Origin of the sequence: Streptomyces sp. XH2 (genome assembly GCF_049725035.1) — a bacterium.
GTDB classification, from domain to species: domain Bacteria; phylum Actinomycetota; class Actinomycetes; order Streptomycetales; family Streptomycetaceae; genus Streptomyces; species Streptomyces roseoverticillatus.
Genome location: NZ_JBMMMZ010000009.1, coordinates 226,660 through 241,900 on the forward strand (window position 1 = coordinate 226,660; position 15,241 = coordinate 241,900).

Sequence of the window (15,241 nt, forward strand, 5' to 3'; positions counted from 1 at the left end):
CCCAAGGGACGGCGTTACGGTTGATCCGTCGCCGGACGGCAGGGCCGGCCTGGGAAGAGAAGCTGGAGGAGGCGCCGTGCACGGTGAATACAAGGTGCCGGGCGGCAAACTCGTCGTCGTCGACCTGGACGTCGAGTCCGCCGCGCAGGGAGAGGTGCTGCGCGGCGTACGCGTGGCCGGGGACTTCTTCCTCGAACCCGACGAGGCGCTCCTCGACATCAACCGCGCCCTGGAGGGCGCACCCGCCGACCTGACCGCCCCGCAGCTCGCGGCGCGCATCGACGCCGCGCTGCCCGAGGGCACGGTGATGTTCGGCTTCACCTCCGAGGCCGTGGGCATCGCGGTCCGCCGCGCCCTGGCGAACGCCACGGACTGGCACCACTACGACTGGCAGCTGATCCACGACGGTCCTCAGTCCCCCGCGCTGCACATGGCGCTGGACGAGGTCCTGACGGCCGAGGTGGCGGCCGGCCGGAGACCGCCGACGCTGCGCGTGTGGGAGTGGGCCTCCCCGGCCGTGGTCATCGGCAGCTTCCAGTCCCTGCGCAACGAGGTGGACCCGGAGGGCGCCGAGCGCCACGGCATGACGGTGGTCCGCCGCATCAGCGGCGGCGGCGCCATGTTCATCGAGCCGGGCAACACCATCACCTACTCCCTGTGCGTCCCGGACGGCCTGGTCCAGGGCCTCTCCTTCGCCGACAGCTACGCCTATCTGGACGACTGGGTCCTGGGCGCGCTGGAGGGCATGGGCGTCAAGGCCTGGTACCAGCCGCTCAACGACATCGCCACGGAGGCGGGCAAGATCGCCGGGGCCGCACAGAAGCGCGTGGTCTCCGGCGGGGGCGCGGTCCTGCACCACGTGACGATGGCGTACGACATCGACGCGGACAAGATGCTGGACGTGCTGCGCATCGGCAGGGAAAAGCTGTCGGACAAGGGCACGAAGAGCGCCAAGAAGCGCGTGGACCCCCTTCGCCGTCAGACGGGCCTGCCGCGCGCCGACGTCATCGACAAGATGATCGACACCTTCCGGGGCCGGTACGGCCTGACGGAAGGCACGATCACCCCCGGGGAGATGGCGCGGGCGGAGGAACTGGCGGCGGTGAAGTTCTCCTCCGAGGAGTGGACGGCCCGGGTGCCGTAGGGCCGGCGGCCCGGCTCGGATCGGTCAGCTCAGCGCGGGGATCAGGTGCTCGCCGTACGCGTCGATCGTCGCCTCCTTCGCGTCGTGCATGGCGTAGAGCGCGAACTGGTCCACGCCGAGGGACCGGAGGTGTTCCAGGCGTTCGCGGTGGGCCTCGGCGGGGCCCAGGAGGCAGAAGCGGTCGACGATTTCGTCGGGGACGAAGTCGGTGGAGGGGTTTCCGGCGCGGCCGTGGTGGCTGTAGTCGTAGCCGTGGCGCTGCTTGATGTAGGCGGTGAGGGCCTCGGGGACGAGGCCGGAGTGCTCGCCGTAGCGCTCGACCAGGTCGGCGACGTGGTTGCCGACCATGCCACCGAACCAGCGGCACTGCTCGCGGGCGTGGGCGAGGTCGTCGCCGACGTAGGCGGGGGCGGCGACGCAGATGCTGACCGCGGCCGGGTCGCGGCCGGCTTCGGCGGCCGCCTCCCGCACGTGTTTGATCATCCATTCGGTGAGGAACGGGTCGGCGAGCTGGAGGATGAAGCCGTCGGCCTCCTGACCGGCGAGGGCCAGGGCCTTGGGGCCGTAGGCGGCCATCCAGACGGGAAGCTTGCCGTCGCGGATCCAGGGGATGCGCAGGGGCGTGCCGCCGACGTCGGCCTCGCGGCCCTCGGCGAGGTCGCGGATGACGCGGATGGACTCCTTCAGCGACGCTAGGGTGTTGGGCTTGCGACCGGCCACGCGCATCGCGGAGTCGCCGCGGCCGATGCCGCACACCGTGCGGTTGCCGTACATGTCGTTGAGGGTGGCGAAGGTGGAGGCCGTGACCTCGGGGGTGCGGGTGGAGGGGTTGGTGACCATCGGCCCCACGACGAGCCGCTCGGTGTGCTCCAGGATGCGGCTGTAGATGACGAACGGCTCCTGCCACAGCACGGCGGAGTCGAACGTCCAGCCGTAGCGAAAGCCGGCGCGCTCGGCGCGGCGCATCAGGTCGACGACGGCGGTGGCGGGCGGGTCGGTCTGCAGGACGAGGCCGAAGTCCACGGCGGTGCTCCTTACGTCTTGCGACAACGTCTTACGTCAGGTACTGGCAGGTGGTGCGGGGGACGTAGCGGCCGTGGCCGGCGCGTCCGGTGAACTCGCGCTGCTCGATGACGATTTCGCCGCGGGAGAGGACGGTCTCGACCCGGCCGGTGACGCGCTTGCCCTCGTAGGCGGAGTAGTCGACGTTCATGTGGTGGGTGGCGGCGGAGAGGGTCTGCTCGGCGTGCGGGTCGTAGATGACGAGGTCGGCGTCACCGCCGGGGACGATGGTGCCCTTGTGCGGGGCGAGGCCGAACATCCGGGCGGGGGCGGCGCAGGCGAGCTCGATCCAGCGGCGGCGGGTGAGGTGACCGTCGACCACGGCCTGATGGAGGAGGTCCATCCGGTTCTCGATGCCGGGCAGGCCGTTGGGGATCTTGGAGAAGTCGCCGCGGCCGAGCTCCTTCTGGCCGGAGAAGCAGAAGGGGCAGTGGTCGGTGGAGACGACCTGGAGGTCGTCGGTGCGCAGGCCGCGCCAGAGGGCCGCCTGGTGCTCGCGGGGGCGCAGCGGGGTGGAGCAGACGTACTTGGCGCCCTCGAAGTCCGGCTCGGCGAGGTTGTCGGTGGACAGGAAGAGGTACTGCGGGCAGGTCTCGCCGAAGACGGGCAGGCCCTTGTCGCGGGCCTGGGCGAGCTCGGTGACGGCTTCCTCGGCGGAGACGTGCACGACGTACAGCGGGCTGCCGGCGACGCGGGCGAGCTGGATCGCCCGGTGGGTGGCCTCGGCCTCCAGCAGGACCTTGCGGACCTCGCCGTGGTGACGGGGGTCGGTGCGGCCGGCGGCGAGGGCCTGTTCGACGAGGACGTCGATGGCGATGCCGTTCTCGGCGTGCATCATGATCAGGCCGCCGTTGCCGGCGGCGCGCTGCATGGCGCGCAGGATCTGCCCGTCGTCGCTGTAGAAGACGCCGGGGTAGGCCATGAAGAGCTTGAAGGAGGTCACGCCCTCCCCCACCAGCAGGTCCATCTCCTTCAGCGACGCCTCGTTCACATCCGAGAGGATCATGTGGAAGGCGTAGTCGATCGCGCACTTGCCGTCCGCCTTGGCGTGCCAGCGGTCGAGCCCCTCGCGCAGGGCCTGGCCGCGGCTCTGGACGGCGAAGTCGACGATGGTGGTGGTGCCGCCCCAGGCGGCGGCGCGGGTGCCGGTCTCGAAGTCGTCGGAGGAGGCGGTGCCGCCGAAGGGGAGGTCGAGGTGCGTGTGGGCGTCGACGCCGCCGGGGATGACGTACTTCCCGGTGGCGTCCAGGGTGCGGTCGGCCTGCCAGCTCCGGGCGAAGGCGCTGCCGGGCGCGGCGAGCGCCGCGACCTTGCCGTCCTCGACGAGGACGTCGGCGTGGGTCTCCTCGGCGGCGGTGATGACGAGGCCGCCGCGGATGGCCGTGGTGGTCATGGCCGTTCCTTTCCGGCGATGGTGAACTGCACCTGGCGCAGCACGGTTTCGAGGGCGGCGGCGCCCTCCTCGGCTTCGGCGACGGTGAGGGAGAGCGGCGGGGCGATGCGCAGGACGTTGGCCTCGCGGCCGCCCTTGCCGATCAGCAGGCCTTCCTCCCTGGCCAGTTCGAGGGCGAGGGAGGCGGCTTCGGGTGAGGGCGATCCGTCGTGCTCGACGAGCTCGATGCCGGTCATCAGGCCGCGGCCGCGCACCTCGCGGACGACGGGGAAGCCGGCGGTGATGGCGCGGAGCCGCTCGATGAGCAGGCCGCCGACCCGGCGGGCGTTGCCCTGGAGGTCGTGTTCGAGGAGGTGGGTGAGGTTGGCCAGGCCGGCGGCCATGGTGACGGGGCTGCCGCCGAAGGTGGAGATGGAGTTGGCGTCGAGGCAGTTCATGACGTCGGCGCGGGCGACGACACCGCCGATCGCCATGCCGTTGCCGATGCCCTTGGCGAAGGTGAGGAGGTCCGGCGGGCCGTGCTCGGCGTGCGCCTGCCAGCCCCAGAAGTGGTCGCCGGTGCGGCCCCAGCCGGTCTGCACCTCGTCGGTGATCCAGAGGATGCCGTGCTCGGCGAGGACTTCGCGGAAGGCGGCGTAGAGGCCGTCGGGCGGGGCGGTGAACCCGCCGACGCCCTGGACGGGTTCGGCGATCAGTGCCGCCACCCGGCCGTGGGTCTGGCCGAGCATGTCCCTCAGGTCGGCGACGCAGGCGGAGATGAAGCCGGGGTCGGAGAGGTGGGCGTAGGGGCCGGAGCCGCGGATCCCGCCGTGGACGTAGAGCGTCTGGAGCGGGGAGAGGCTGGTGGGCGACCAGGAGGAGTTGCCGGTGATGCCCACGGCGGAGAAGGAGCGGCCGTGGTAGCCGTTGCGCATCGCCAGGATCTGGTTGGAGCGGCGGTACGAGGTGGCGAGCAGGAGGGCGGTGTCGTTGGCCTCGGTGCCGGAGGTGGTGAAGAAGACGCGGGCGTCGGGGATGCCGGAGAGGGCGGCGATGCGCTCGGCGAGCTCGACCATGTGCCGGTCGAGGTAGAGGGTGGAGGTGTGCAGGATGCGGCCGGCCTGGTCGGCGACGGCCTTGGTGACCTCGGGCAGGGCGTGCGCGGTCATCGTGGTGAGGATGCCGCCGAAGAAGTCGAGGTAGCGCCGTCCTTGGGCGTCCCACACGTGGCGGCCCTCGCCGTGGGTGAGCTCCAGCGGCTCGCGGTAGTAGAGGGCGAGCCACTCGGGCATCACGGCGCGGTGCCGGGCGTGCAGGCGGGCGGCCGGGGAGCCGCCGGGGCCGCTCGCGGGGGTCATGGGCGGACCAGCCCCTCGTACGCGTCGGGCCGGCGGTCGCGGTAGAAGGCCCACTGCTGCCGCACCTCGTCGATGAGGCCGAGGTCCAGGTCGCGGACGACCAGTTCCTCCTTGGTGTCGCTGGCCACGTCGCCGACGAACTGGCCGCGGGGGTCGACGAAGTAGGACGTGCCGTAGAAGTCGTTGTCGCCGTACTCCTCCTGGCCGACGCGGTTGATGGCCGCGACGAAGTAGGCGTTGGCGACGGCGGCGGCGGGCTGCTCCAGCTTCCACAGGTGGGCCGAGAGACCGCGGGAGGTGGCGGAGGGGTTGTAGACGAGCTGGGCGCCGTTGAGACCGAGCTGGCGCCAGCCCTCCGGGAAGTGGCGGTCGTAGCAGATGTAGACGCCGACCTTGCCGACGGCCGTGTCGAAGACGGGCCAGCCGAGGTTGCCCGGCGCGAAGTAGTACTTCTCCCAGAAGCCCTTGACCTGGGGGATGTGGTGCTTGCGGTACTTGCCGAGGTAGCTGCCGTCGGCGTCGATGACGGCCGCGGTGTTGTAGTAGAAACCGGGGCCCTCGGTCTCGAAGACGGGCACGACGATCACCATGCCCGTCTCGCGGGCCAGGTCCTGCATGCGGCGGACCGTGGGCCCGTCGGGGACGGGCTCGGCCCAGCGGTAGTGCTCGCTCTCCTGGACCTGGCAGAAGTAGGGGGCGTTGAAGACCTCTTGGAAACCGATCACCTGCGCGCCCCGGGCGGCGGCCGCGCGGGCGTGCTCCTCGTGCTTGGCGAGCATGGATTCGGTGTCGCCGGTCCAGGTGGCCTGGACCAGAGCGGCGCGGACGACATTGGCCATGAGCTGCTCCTTCACGGGGGCGCCGGCCAGGCTGATCGGCCTGGCTGACACGCGTAGATCCACGTGTGGTTGCGACCGTAGGGCGCGGCACGCCGCGCGGCAAGACCGTCGATCGTCCTGTGGATAACCCGGCCCGCCCAGAATAGAACAGCAAAACTTGCAAGTTTGCCTGTTCATATTTACGGTGGAGGCATGCCCGACAACGAAACCGCCCAGCCGTCCGGCAAGGATTCGGAGCACAGGGATCCCGAGCACAGAGATCCTGAGCTCAGAGATCCCGAGCGCAGGGATGAGGAACGCGGCGGCCGGGAACGCAAGGATCACGAACGCACCGCCGCCGACCTGGCCGCGACGGTCTCGCAGCTCATGCGCCGCCTGCGCGTGGCATCGCCCCAGGGCGCGCTCACCCCCTCCCAGCGCACCGTCCTCGGCCGCCTCGCCAACGGCGGGCCCGCCACCACCGCGGAGCTGGCCCGCGCGGAGCTCGTCCGCCCGCAGTCCATGCGCGTCATCGTCGCCAAGCTGGAGGAGCTGGAGCTGGTCACCCGCACCCCGCACCCCACGGACGGGCGCCAGGTGCTGTTCTCCCTCACGGAGTACGGCGAGGAGGCCGTCGCCTCCGTACGCCACTCCAAGAACGCCTGGCTCGCCGATGCCATCGCCCACCGGCTCTCCCCGCAGGAGCAGCGGGCCCTCGCCGACGCCACCCGTCTGCTCCAGCGCCTGGTGGAGGAATGAAAGCCTTAACCGCCGGGGGCACCGGCACCGCGACCGGCGAGGGGTTCGGCGCCCGCCTGATGACGCCGCTGCTCCTCGGCGCCGTCCTCAACCCCCTCAACAGCACCATGATCGCCACCGGCCTGGTGGCGATCGGCCGCGACTTCGGCGCCGGGCCCTCCGGCACCGCCTGGCTGCTGTCCTCCCTCTACCTCGCCAGCGCCGTCGGCCAGCCCCTCATGGGCCGCCTCGCCGACTCCCTCGGCCCCCGCCGCGTCTTCCTCGCGGGCCTCCTCCTCGTCTGTGCCGCCGGCCTGCTCGGCACGCTCGCACCCGGCTTCGGATGGCTGATGGCCGCCCGCGTCCTGCTGGGCCTCGGCACGTCGGCCGCGTACCCGGCCGCGATGGCGATGCTCCGGGCCGAGTCCCTGCGCACCGGCCGTCCCGCACCCCGCCCCGTGATGGGCCGCCTCTCGCTCGCCGCCCTCGGCAGCGCGGCCCTCGGCCCCACCCTGGGCGGGCTCCTCACCGCGACCACCGGCTGGCGGGGCATCTTCGCGGTCAACGTCCCCCTGGCCCTCCTCGCGCTCGCAGCCGCCCTGCCGTGGCTCCCGCACGACAAGCACGACAAGCACGACCGGCACGGCCCGCAGCGCCCGGCCGGCGACGGGACCCGCCCCGTACGGCAGGCGCAGGACCCCGGCGGACCCGCACCGTCCCGGCCCGCCCTCCTGCGCACCTACCTCCGCCACGGGCTCGCCTACCTGTCCATCTACTCCGCCCTCTACGGATACTCCCAATGGCTGGAGGAGGCCCACGGCTACACCTCCTTCCAAACCGGCCTGGTCATGCTGCCGATGTCCCTCGCGGCCGCGGCCTGCTCGCTGCTCGGCGCCCGTACGAAGGGCCTCCGCGCCCCGCTCACCACGGCCGCCGCGCTGCTCGCCGCGGGCAGCGGCGTCCTGGTCGCCGCCACCGGCGGCACCCCGCTCGCCGCACTGCTCGTCGCCGCCGCGCTCTTCGGCATCCCCCAGGGCCTGTTCTCCACCGGCAACCAGGCCGCCGTCTACGCCCAGGCCCGGCCCGACCGCGTCGGGTCCGCGGCCGGGCTGCAGCGCACCGCCCAGTACGCGAGCGCGATGGCCGCCACCGGCCTGCTCGCCCTCTGCTTCGGACAGCGGGCGGGCGACGCCGGACTCCACCGGCTCGCCGCCGTCACCGGCGTGCTGAGCCTGCTGCTGCTCGCCCTCACCGCCACCGACCGCGCCCTGCGCGCACCCACCCGCAACCGACCCCCGAAACGGAGCCCACAGCCATGCCCGTCACCACGCTCGACGACACCACCGCCCTCGTCCTGATCGACCTCCAGAAGGGCATCGTCGCCCTCCCCACCGCCCACCCCTCCGAAGAGATCGTCGAACGCGGCGCCCGCCTGGCCGCCGCCTTCCGCGACCGCGGCCTGCCGGTCGTCCTCGTCCGGGTCGCCGGCGCCGCGCCCGGCCGCTCCGAGGCGCCCCTGCGCAGCGGGGAGCTCCCGGCCGACTTCGCCGAACTGGTGCCCGGACTCGGCCGCGCGGAGAGCGACATCGTCGTCACCAAGCACACCTGGGGCGCCTTCCACGCCACCGACCTCGACCTCCAGCTGCGCCGCCGCGGCGTCACCCAGATCGTCCTCGCGGGCATCGCGACCGGCGCGGGCGTGGAGTCCACCGCCCGCGCCGCCCACGAGCACGGCTACCACGTCACGGTCGTGACCGACGCGGTCACCGACACCGACCCGGAGGTGCACCGCATCGCCGTCGAGAAGGTCTTCCCGCGCCTCGCGGAGACCGGCACGACGGACGAGGTCATCAAGCTGCTGGGCTGACGGGCCGGCAGCCCTTCACTCCCCGCCGCCGGGACCTCACCACACCCAGTCCGCCGCCGCGAACCACCCCACGACCGCGGCGGCGGCCAGGGAGTACCCCAGGAGCCCGTAGAGGGCGCCCCGGTGGTGGTAGTGCTCCGCCCGCACCGGGTCGCCGCCCCGCACCGTCCAGCGCCAGGAGGCCACCGTGCCCATCACCGCCAGCAACACGTAGGCCAGGGTGAGCAGATGGAGCCAGTCGAGGAGCGTGAGCCCCACGCTGCTGGTCACCACCGCACTGACCTGCTGCATGTTCAGCATGACGACGAAGAGCCCGCCGCCCAGCAGCCCCAGACGGCTCTGCAGGGAGTCCAGCCGCTCGCCCATGGCGAGTTCCTCGCTGTGCGAGGGCAGCAGGAACGTGGCGGTGGCGACGAGCACCATGAGGTACAGCGGCCCGGTCAGCTTCAGGAAGGCGGTGGGGTCGTCGCGCTCCAGGCCGATCCGGATGCGCACCTGGCTGTGCGTGACGCCCGCTCCCGGCGGGAGGGAGGGGTCGCCGAAGTTCGTGGGGAAGCGGTGCTCCGCGGCGACGAGCCGGAAGCCGGTGATGCGCCAGCCGGACGGGGCGACGCCTTCGCTGACGGCGGAGTTGGCGTTGTCGGGCACGAAGCGGAACTCCTCCAGCGGCCGGCCGGCGCTGACCACCACCTCGATCCGCTGCCGGTCGAAGGGGAAGGCCCGCGCGTCCCAGTTCTGCCGGAACGTTCCCTGGAGGAGCATGACGTCCCGGAAGCCGCCCGGATGGACGGTCACCACCGGGTCTCCCCGCTCCGGGTCGCTGACGTTGCTGAACGAGGCCTTGGGCAGCGGGTCCAGGTCGCGCTCCGGGCACACGGACCACAGACGGAACCGCGCGGCGAAGGTGTGCTTCGCGGGCTCGATGTCGTACAGGTCGCTGAGGTAGGCGCCCAGCGTGCACGTGGGCGCGCCGGCGGCCTGGGCCGCACGGGCCGCCGGTGCCGTCAGCAGCCACCACACCGCGCCCGCCAGCACCGTCAGGAGGGCCAGGACGGCCGGCAGGGCCCTCCCCGGGCCGGACCGTCCCGTGCGCTCCCCCGCAGCCATATGTCAGTCGTGGCCCGGGCCCCGGCGGCCCAACCGGCGGCCCGGACCGATACACCCGTGTGGGTGAGGCGCACGCCCTCAGCGGGTGGGAGCGTGCCCGCTCGGGCGCACCACCATCGCCGAGCCGCCGCCGCGCCGGTTCCGCTCGGCGGCGGCCACCCAGCGGCCGTCCGGCAGCCGTTGCACGCCGGTCGCCGCGCCGATCTCGGGGTTGGGCTTGAAGACGTGGCCGATGTGCTCCAGCCGGCCGCGCAACGGGCTGTCCCACAGGGCCGGTTCCAGCTCGGTGGCCGCCGCGTTGCGCTGGCTCGCGCGCGGCGCGGCGATCGCGTCGACGAGGGGCATCCCGCGGTCGACGTGGTTGAGGAGGGTCTGCAGCGCCGTGGTGATGATCGTCGCGCCGCCGGGCGAACCGAGGGCGAACGCGGGCCGCCCGTGGTCGAGGACGACCGTGGGCGACATCGACGAGCGCGGGCGCTTGCCCGGACCCGGCAGGTTGGGGTCGTGGACGCCCGGCGTGACGGGGACGAAGGAGAAGTCCGTCAGCTCGTTGTTGAGCAGGAAGCCGCGGCCGGGGACGGTGATGCCGCTGCCGCCGGTCTGCTCGATGGTGAGCGTGTACGCGACGACGTTGCCCCACTTGTCGGCGACCGTCAGATGGCTGGTGTGCTCGCCCTCGTACGGGGTGGGCGCGGCCTTGCCGTGCGCTCCGCAGGGCACCGGGCGGCGCGGGTCGCCGGGCGCGAGCGGGCTCTTCAGCACGGCGTCGTCCTTGACGAGGCAGGCGCGGGCGTCGGCGAACCGCTGGGAGGTGAGGGCCCGGGCCGGCACGTCCTCGAAGGCCGGGTCGCCGACCCAGCGGTTGCGGTCGGCGAAGGCGATCCGGCTCGCCTCGATGTAACGGTGCAGGTACGTCTTCTCGTCGGCCTTCGAAAGGTCGCCCCTCTCCAGGACGTTGAGGGCCTCGGCGACCGTGGTGCCGCCGGAGGACGAGGGCCCCATGCCGTAGACGTCGAGTCCGCGGTACGACGTACGCGTCGGCGCCTGGCGCTTCGCCCCGTACGCGCGCAGGTCCCGCTCGGTGAGGTCGCCGGGGCGCGCGACGCGCCCGGACGCGGGGTCGACGGGGGGCTTGCGCACGGTCCGGACGATGTCGCGGCCGAGGTCGCCGCGGTAGAGGGCCCCCACGCCGCGCTCGCCGAGCAGGGCGTAGGTCCGGGCGAGGTCCGGGTTCTTGAGCGTGCTGCCGACGGCGGGCGGGGCGCCGCCGGGCAGGAACAGCTTCGCCGTGGCCGGGAAGTCCTTGAAACGGGACTGGTTGTCGGCGGTCTGCTGACGGAACGTGGCGTCGACGGTGAAGCCGGAACGGGCGATGCGCTCGGCGGGCTTCAGCACCTGGGCGAGCGAGCGGCTGCCCCACGTGCGCAGGGCGGTGTCCCAGGTGGCCGGGGTGCCCGGAGTGCCGACGCTCAGGCCGCTGGTGACGGCGTCGGCGAAGGGGATGGGCTTGCCGTTCTCCAGGAAGAGGTTCTTGTCCGCGCTCAGGGGGGCGCGTTCGCGGCCGTCGACGGTGGAGACCTGGTGCCGCTTCGCGTCGTAGTACACGAAGTAGCCGCCTCCGCCGATGCCCGCGGAGTACGGCTCGGTGACGCCGAGGGCGGCGGCGGTGGCCACGGCGGCGTCGACGGCGTTGCCGCCCTTGCGGAGCACTTCGATGCCGGCGGCCGAGGCGTCGGCGTCGACGCTGGCGACGGCGCCCCCGTAGCCCACGGCTACGGGGGACTTGGCGGGCGTGCGGCCGCCGGCCTCGGCGGCGGCCGCGGCCGGCGGAAGGGCGCCGAGCCCTACGACCAGGGAGGCCGTCGCGGCGAGCACCGGCAGGCGCCGGCGCGGGGGTTTCGTTCTCGGACGGGCCATCACTGCCTCCAAGGGGACGAACGGGCCCCGGAGCCTACCCCCGCCGAGACGGCGCGCAACCCCACGGGACGCAACCGGAGGCACGAGCACCGGCCCGTACCGGAGCGGACCGCACGCCGCGTTCCCTCCGCCGCAACGGCGATCAGCCCCCACCGGACGCAACCGGCGGTGCCGGACCCGCCTCAGGCCGTACGGCACCGCCGAACACCACCATCGTGGCGCGCCGCCGCTGCGGCGGAGAGTGACGGCCGGCCCCGGCCGAAGCAGAAACCGCACGCCGAACTCCCGGTACGGCACCGCCGCCGAACCACCCCCGCCGCAACGGCGATCAGCCCCCACCGAACACAACCCGGCGGCGCCGAACCGGCCTCGGGCCGTACGGCACCGCCGGACACCACCATCGTGGCGCGCCGCCGCTGCGGCGGAGGGAAGCGGCGCCGGCCCCGTTCCTACCGGCGGCCGGCTGCCGTCGTCACGGCCGTGGCCATCGCCGCCTCGCCCTTCGCGTTGGGGTGGAACGGCGCCGCCGGATTCTCCGGCTGGGCGCCTTCGATCCAGCGGTCCGCCACCGGCTTGCACACGTCGTGGCCGACGGTCGGCTTGTAGGTGTCGGCGAAGCGGACGCCGGCCTTGCGGGCCTCGCCCTGCAGCATCGTGTTGAGCTTCTTCTCAGTGTCCCGCAGGTAGGGGACGTCGCCCGCGGCGATCGGCACGGACGGGAAGCACCCGGTGCCGTCCTCCGGCATGATCGCCGGGTAGCCGACGAGGACGACGCGGGCCTTCGGCGCGCGCTTGTGCACGTCCTTGAGCACCTCGGCGACCTTGGGCGCGGCGCCGGCGATGCGGGCGGTGAGCTGGTCGGTGCCGCCCTCGGTGTACTTCGCGCGGCAGGGCGCGCCGGCCGGGTCGGTGACGGACAGCTGGGCGCAGGTGCCGATGATGTCGCCGAAGCCGATGTCGTTGCCGCCGATACCGAGGGTGACGAGGCGGGTGCCGGCGCCGAGCGCGGTGAGCTGCGCGGGGTTGTCGCCCTGCGCCTTCCACATGTCGTCGGTCTTGGCGCCGCTGCAGCTGACGTCCTTGAAGGAGGTCTGGTTCAGGGCCTTGGCCGTCAGGGCCGGGTAGTTGACGCTGGAGCGGGCGCAGTCGCCGCCGGTCTGCTCGGGGATGCCCGGGCCGGAGGTGTACGAGTCGCCGAGGGCGACGTAGCGCGCGCCGCCGGAGGGGGTCGCGGCGGCTCCCTCCGCGCCCTCCGCCGTCGCGGTGCCGGCCGCCCCCGCCGCCAGGGCCGCCGCCGCGCCGAGCGCGGCCAGTCCCTTGCCGTACCGCCCACCACGTCCATGCGCGTGTGCCACTGATGCCTCCGTGCTGTGTGCTGTCGTTCCGGGTGCGCCGTGCGGTGAGCGGTCCGGTGGACCGCGGATCCGCCGGCGCGGACGTCAGACTCGCCGCGTGGTGACCGTCTGTCAACTAATGACCGAGGGCTTAATTGGATTACAAGAATCCAATTAGGTAGAGTGCAGATGTGCGACTGACCAAGAGCACCGACATCGCGCTGCGCATCGCCATGCGCCTGGCCGTGACCGGCGACGACAGCCCCACCACCCGCGAGGTGGCCGAGGCCATCGGCGTGCCGTACACCCATGCCGCAAAGGTGGTCAGCAGACTGCAGCACATGGGCGTCGTCGAGGCCCGCCGGGGCCGCGGCGGCGGGCTCACCCTCACCACCGCCGGGCGGACGGGATCCGTCGGCCGGCTGGTGCGCGAGCTGGAGGGCGCGGGCGACGTCGTCGGCTGCGAGGACGATCCACCGTGCCCGCTGCGCGCGGCGTGCCGGCTGCGCGGCGCCCTGCGCAACGCGCAGGAGGCGTTCTTCGCCGCGCTGGACCCGATCACCGTGGAGGAGCTGACCGGACCGCCGACGGGCCCGGTGCTGCTGAGTCTGGGCACCCGCACGCGGGACTGACACCCCCGCAACACCGAAGCCCCGAAGTCCCGGAGCCCTTCGGAGGCTTCCGCACACCCAAAAATACGCATCCGAGATACCAATTCAAGGGTCGAGAGATCCGCCCAAGAGATCCAGGAGCGCCGATGCTGTCCACCAGGTCGACCGAGATCGTCCGCGCCACCCTCCCCGCCGTCGGCGGCGCGATCGGCGAGATCGCCCCGCTCTTCTACGACAAGCTCTTCGCCGCCCACCCCGGGCTCCTGCGCGACCTGTTCAACCGCGGCAACCAGGCCAGCGGCACCCAGCAGCAGGCCCTCGCCGGCGCGATAGCCGCCTTCGCGACGGCCCTGGTCGAGCACCCCGGGACCCGGCCCGACGCGATGCTCTCGCGCATCGCCCACAAGCACGTGTCGCTGGGCATCGGCCCCGACCAGTACCCGGTGGTCCGCCGGCACCTCTTCGAGGCCATCGCGGAGGTGCTCGGCGACACCGTCACCGAGGAGGTCGCGGCGGCCTGGGACGAGGTCTACTGGCTGATGGCCAACGCCCTCATCGCCCTGGAGGCCCGCCTGTACGAGCAGGCCGGCACCGCCGCCGGGGACGTCTTCCGGCCGTACCGCGTCACCGGCCGCCTCGCGGAGACCGCGGAGGTGACCACCTACCTCGTCCAGCCGCTGGACGGCCGCCCCCTGCCCGCCTCCCGGCCCGGCCAGTACGTCTCCGTGCAGGTGCGGCTCCCCGACGGGGCGCGGCAGATCCGCCAGTACAGCCTCTCCGGCCGGCCCGACGACGCCCTGCAGTTCTCCGTCAAGCGCGTGACCGGCGAACCGGACGGCGAGGTCTCCCACCACCTGCACGACCGCGTGGCCGTCGGCGACACCCTGCTGGTCAGCGCGCCGGCCGGCGACGTCGTCCTCGCCGGCGGCGACGCGCCCGTCCTGCTGGCCTCGGCCGGCATCGGCTGCACCCCCATGACCGGGATGCTCTCCCACCTGGCCGCGACCGGCTCGCGGCGCCGCGTCATCTCCGTCCACGCCGACCGCAGCGAGGCCACCCACGCCTTCCGCACCGACCTGCTGCGGCTCACGGAGAAGCTGCCGGACGCGGTCGCGCACATCTGGTACGAGGAGCCGGAGGGCGCCTGGCCCGCCGACCGCACCGGCTACGCCGACCTCTCCCGCATCGACATCCCCGCGGGCACCACGGCCTACCTCTGCGGCCCGCTGCCGTTCCTCCGCTCGGTCCGCACGCAGCTCCTGGACGCGGGGGTCGCCGCGGCCGACATCCACTACGAGGTCTTCGGCCCGGACCTGTGGCTGGGGCAGGAGGGCTGACACGGGACGGGACAGGCGGGACGGGTTGCGCCGATTGGCGCAGGACGGCTTGCGCGGCGACCATGTCACACACCGGTGCCTCACCGCGCACCGGCATCCCGAATCGTTCGCACGTTCGAGTGACGGGCGGTTGTCGCACCCTCAAGAGGGCAGCTTCCCCGCACTCACGTCCGAGGAGGGCTCCCATGCGACGTTCACCCGCCCGCACACTCTCCCGCCCGCTCATCGCCCTGCCGGCAGCACTCGCGCTGGGCGCGCTCCTGGCCGGACCGGCGGCGCCCGCCACCGGGGCGGACAGGACCACGACCACGACCGGGACCGAGACCGAGGCCACCGTGGTGATCGAGGGCTACGAGTTCGTCCCGGCGTCGGTCACCATCCACGTCGGCGACTCCGTCCGCTGGGTCAACAAGGACAACGACGAACACACCACGACGTCCGACGAGCCGGGCTGGGACTCGGGCCTCATCCCCCCTGGCGGCGACTTCACCCAGGCCTTCACGGCCCCGGGGACGTTCTCCTACCACTGCGACCTCCACTCGACCCTGACGGGCAAGGTCATCGTCGAGTAGCCGC

14 protein-coding genes are annotated in these 15,241 nt (G+C 72.9%); 7 read left to right on the forward strand and 7 right to left on the reverse strand.

Features of this window, described 5'->3' with window-relative positions; all coding sequences use genetic code 11:
- Positions 1–76 precede the first annotated feature (76 nt).
- Positions 77–1,144 (forward strand): lipoate--protein ligase family protein, encoded by a 1,068-nt coding sequence (locus ACOTKD_RS20025; RefSeq protein WP_424890334.1) that lies wholly within the window; start codon positions 77–79, stop codon positions 1,142–1,144.
- Between the two features lie 24 nt (positions 1,145–1,168).
- Here the strand turns inward: ACOTKD_RS20025 and ACOTKD_RS20030 are convergent, their stop codons facing one another.
- The 4 genes from ACOTKD_RS20030 to ACOTKD_RS20045 are packed head-to-tail and all read right to left on the reverse strand — an operon-like array spanning position 1,169 to position 5,775.
- Positions 1,169–2,167, reverse strand: a complete 999-nt coding sequence (locus ACOTKD_RS20030; RefSeq protein ID WP_424890335.1) for a TIGR03842 family LLM class F420-dependent oxidoreductase — start codon at positions 2,165–2,167, stop codon at positions 1,169–1,171.
- Between the two features lie 31 nt (positions 2,168–2,198).
- A complete protein-coding gene (hydA, locus tag ACOTKD_RS20035) occupies positions 2,199–3,599 on the reverse strand; it encodes a dihydropyrimidinase (RefSeq protein WP_424890336.1) in 1,401 nt (466 codons plus the stop codon).
- Complete coding sequence (locus ACOTKD_RS20040; protein WP_424890337.1) at positions 3,596–4,936, reverse strand: aspartate aminotransferase family protein; 1,341 nt, start codon at positions 4,934–4,936, stop codon at positions 3,596–3,598. The genes hydA and ACOTKD_RS20040 overlap by 4 nt, the downstream gene beginning before the upstream one ends.
- Entirely contained in the window at positions 4,933–5,775 is an 843-nt protein-coding gene (locus ACOTKD_RS20045; RefSeq protein ID WP_424890499.1) for a nitrilase-related carbon-nitrogen hydrolase, read from the reverse strand. The genes ACOTKD_RS20040 and ACOTKD_RS20045 overlap by 4 nt, the downstream gene beginning before the upstream one ends.
- A 192-nt stretch (positions 5,776–5,967) precedes the next feature.
- On the opposite strand from ACOTKD_RS20045, the gene ACOTKD_RS20050 reads away from it, so the two are divergent.
- Genes ACOTKD_RS20050 through ACOTKD_RS20060 form a run of 3 tightly spaced genes read left to right on the forward strand, consistent with a single transcriptional unit; the run spans position 5,968 to position 8,359 of the window.
- On the forward strand, positions 5,968–6,513 hold the full coding sequence (locus tag ACOTKD_RS20050) for a MarR family winged helix-turn-helix transcriptional regulator (protein WP_424890338.1): 546 nt from the start codon (positions 5,968–5,970) through the stop codon (positions 6,511–6,513).
- A complete protein-coding gene (locus ACOTKD_RS20055) occupies positions 6,510–7,850 on the forward strand; it encodes an MFS transporter (RefSeq protein WP_424890339.1) in 1,341 nt (446 codons plus the stop codon). Before ACOTKD_RS20050 ends, ACOTKD_RS20055 begins: the two co-directional genes overlap by 4 nt.
- Positions 7,808–8,359, forward strand: a complete 552-nt coding sequence (locus tag ACOTKD_RS20060; RefSeq protein WP_424890340.1) for an isochorismatase family protein — start codon at positions 7,808–7,810, stop codon at positions 8,357–8,359. Before ACOTKD_RS20055 ends, ACOTKD_RS20060 begins: the two co-directional genes overlap by 43 nt.
- Positions 8,360–8,395: 36 nt before the next feature.
- Here ACOTKD_RS20060 and ACOTKD_RS20065 read toward each other — a convergent pair whose 3' ends face one another.
- The 3 genes from ACOTKD_RS20065 to ACOTKD_RS20075 form a co-directional block, all read right to left on the reverse strand.
- The gene (locus ACOTKD_RS20065; RefSeq protein WP_424890341.1) at positions 8,396–9,466 is read right to left on the reverse strand and encodes a hypothetical protein; all 1,071 of its coding nucleotides are present in this window, start codon (positions 9,464–9,466) and stop codon (positions 8,396–8,398) included.
- Positions 9,467–9,544: 78 nt separating this feature from the next.
- Positions 9,545–11,383, reverse strand: a complete 1,839-nt coding sequence (gene ggt / locus ACOTKD_RS20070) for a gamma-glutamyltransferase (RefSeq protein WP_424890342.1) — start codon at positions 11,381–11,383, stop codon at positions 9,545–9,547.
- 449 nt (positions 11,384–11,832) lie between these two features.
- The gene (locus ACOTKD_RS20075; protein ID WP_424890343.1) at positions 11,833–12,738 is read right to left on the reverse strand and encodes an SGNH/GDSL hydrolase family protein; all 906 of its coding nucleotides are present in this window, start codon (positions 12,736–12,738) and stop codon (positions 11,833–11,835) included.
- Positions 12,739–12,908: 170 nt separating this feature from the next.
- Between ACOTKD_RS20075 and ACOTKD_RS20080 the strand changes: the two genes are divergently transcribed.
- The 3 genes from ACOTKD_RS20080 (at position 12,909) to ACOTKD_RS20090 (ending at position 15,237) form a co-directional block, all read left to right on the forward strand.
- Positions 12,909–13,349, forward strand: coding sequence for an RrF2 family transcriptional regulator (locus ACOTKD_RS20080; protein WP_424890344.1), 441 nt, complete (start codon positions 12,909–12,911; stop codon positions 13,347–13,349).
- Between the two features lie 125 nt (positions 13,350–13,474).
- Complete coding sequence (locus tag ACOTKD_RS20085; RefSeq protein WP_424890345.1) at positions 13,475–14,665, forward strand: globin domain-containing protein; 1,191 nt, start codon at positions 13,475–13,477, stop codon at positions 14,663–14,665.
- Positions 14,666–14,850: 185 nt separating this feature from the next.
- Positions 14,851–15,237, forward strand: a complete 387-nt coding sequence (locus tag ACOTKD_RS20090) for a cupredoxin domain-containing protein (protein WP_424890346.1) — start codon at positions 14,851–14,853, stop codon at positions 15,235–15,237.
- Positions 15,238–15,241: the final 4 nt, after the last annotated feature.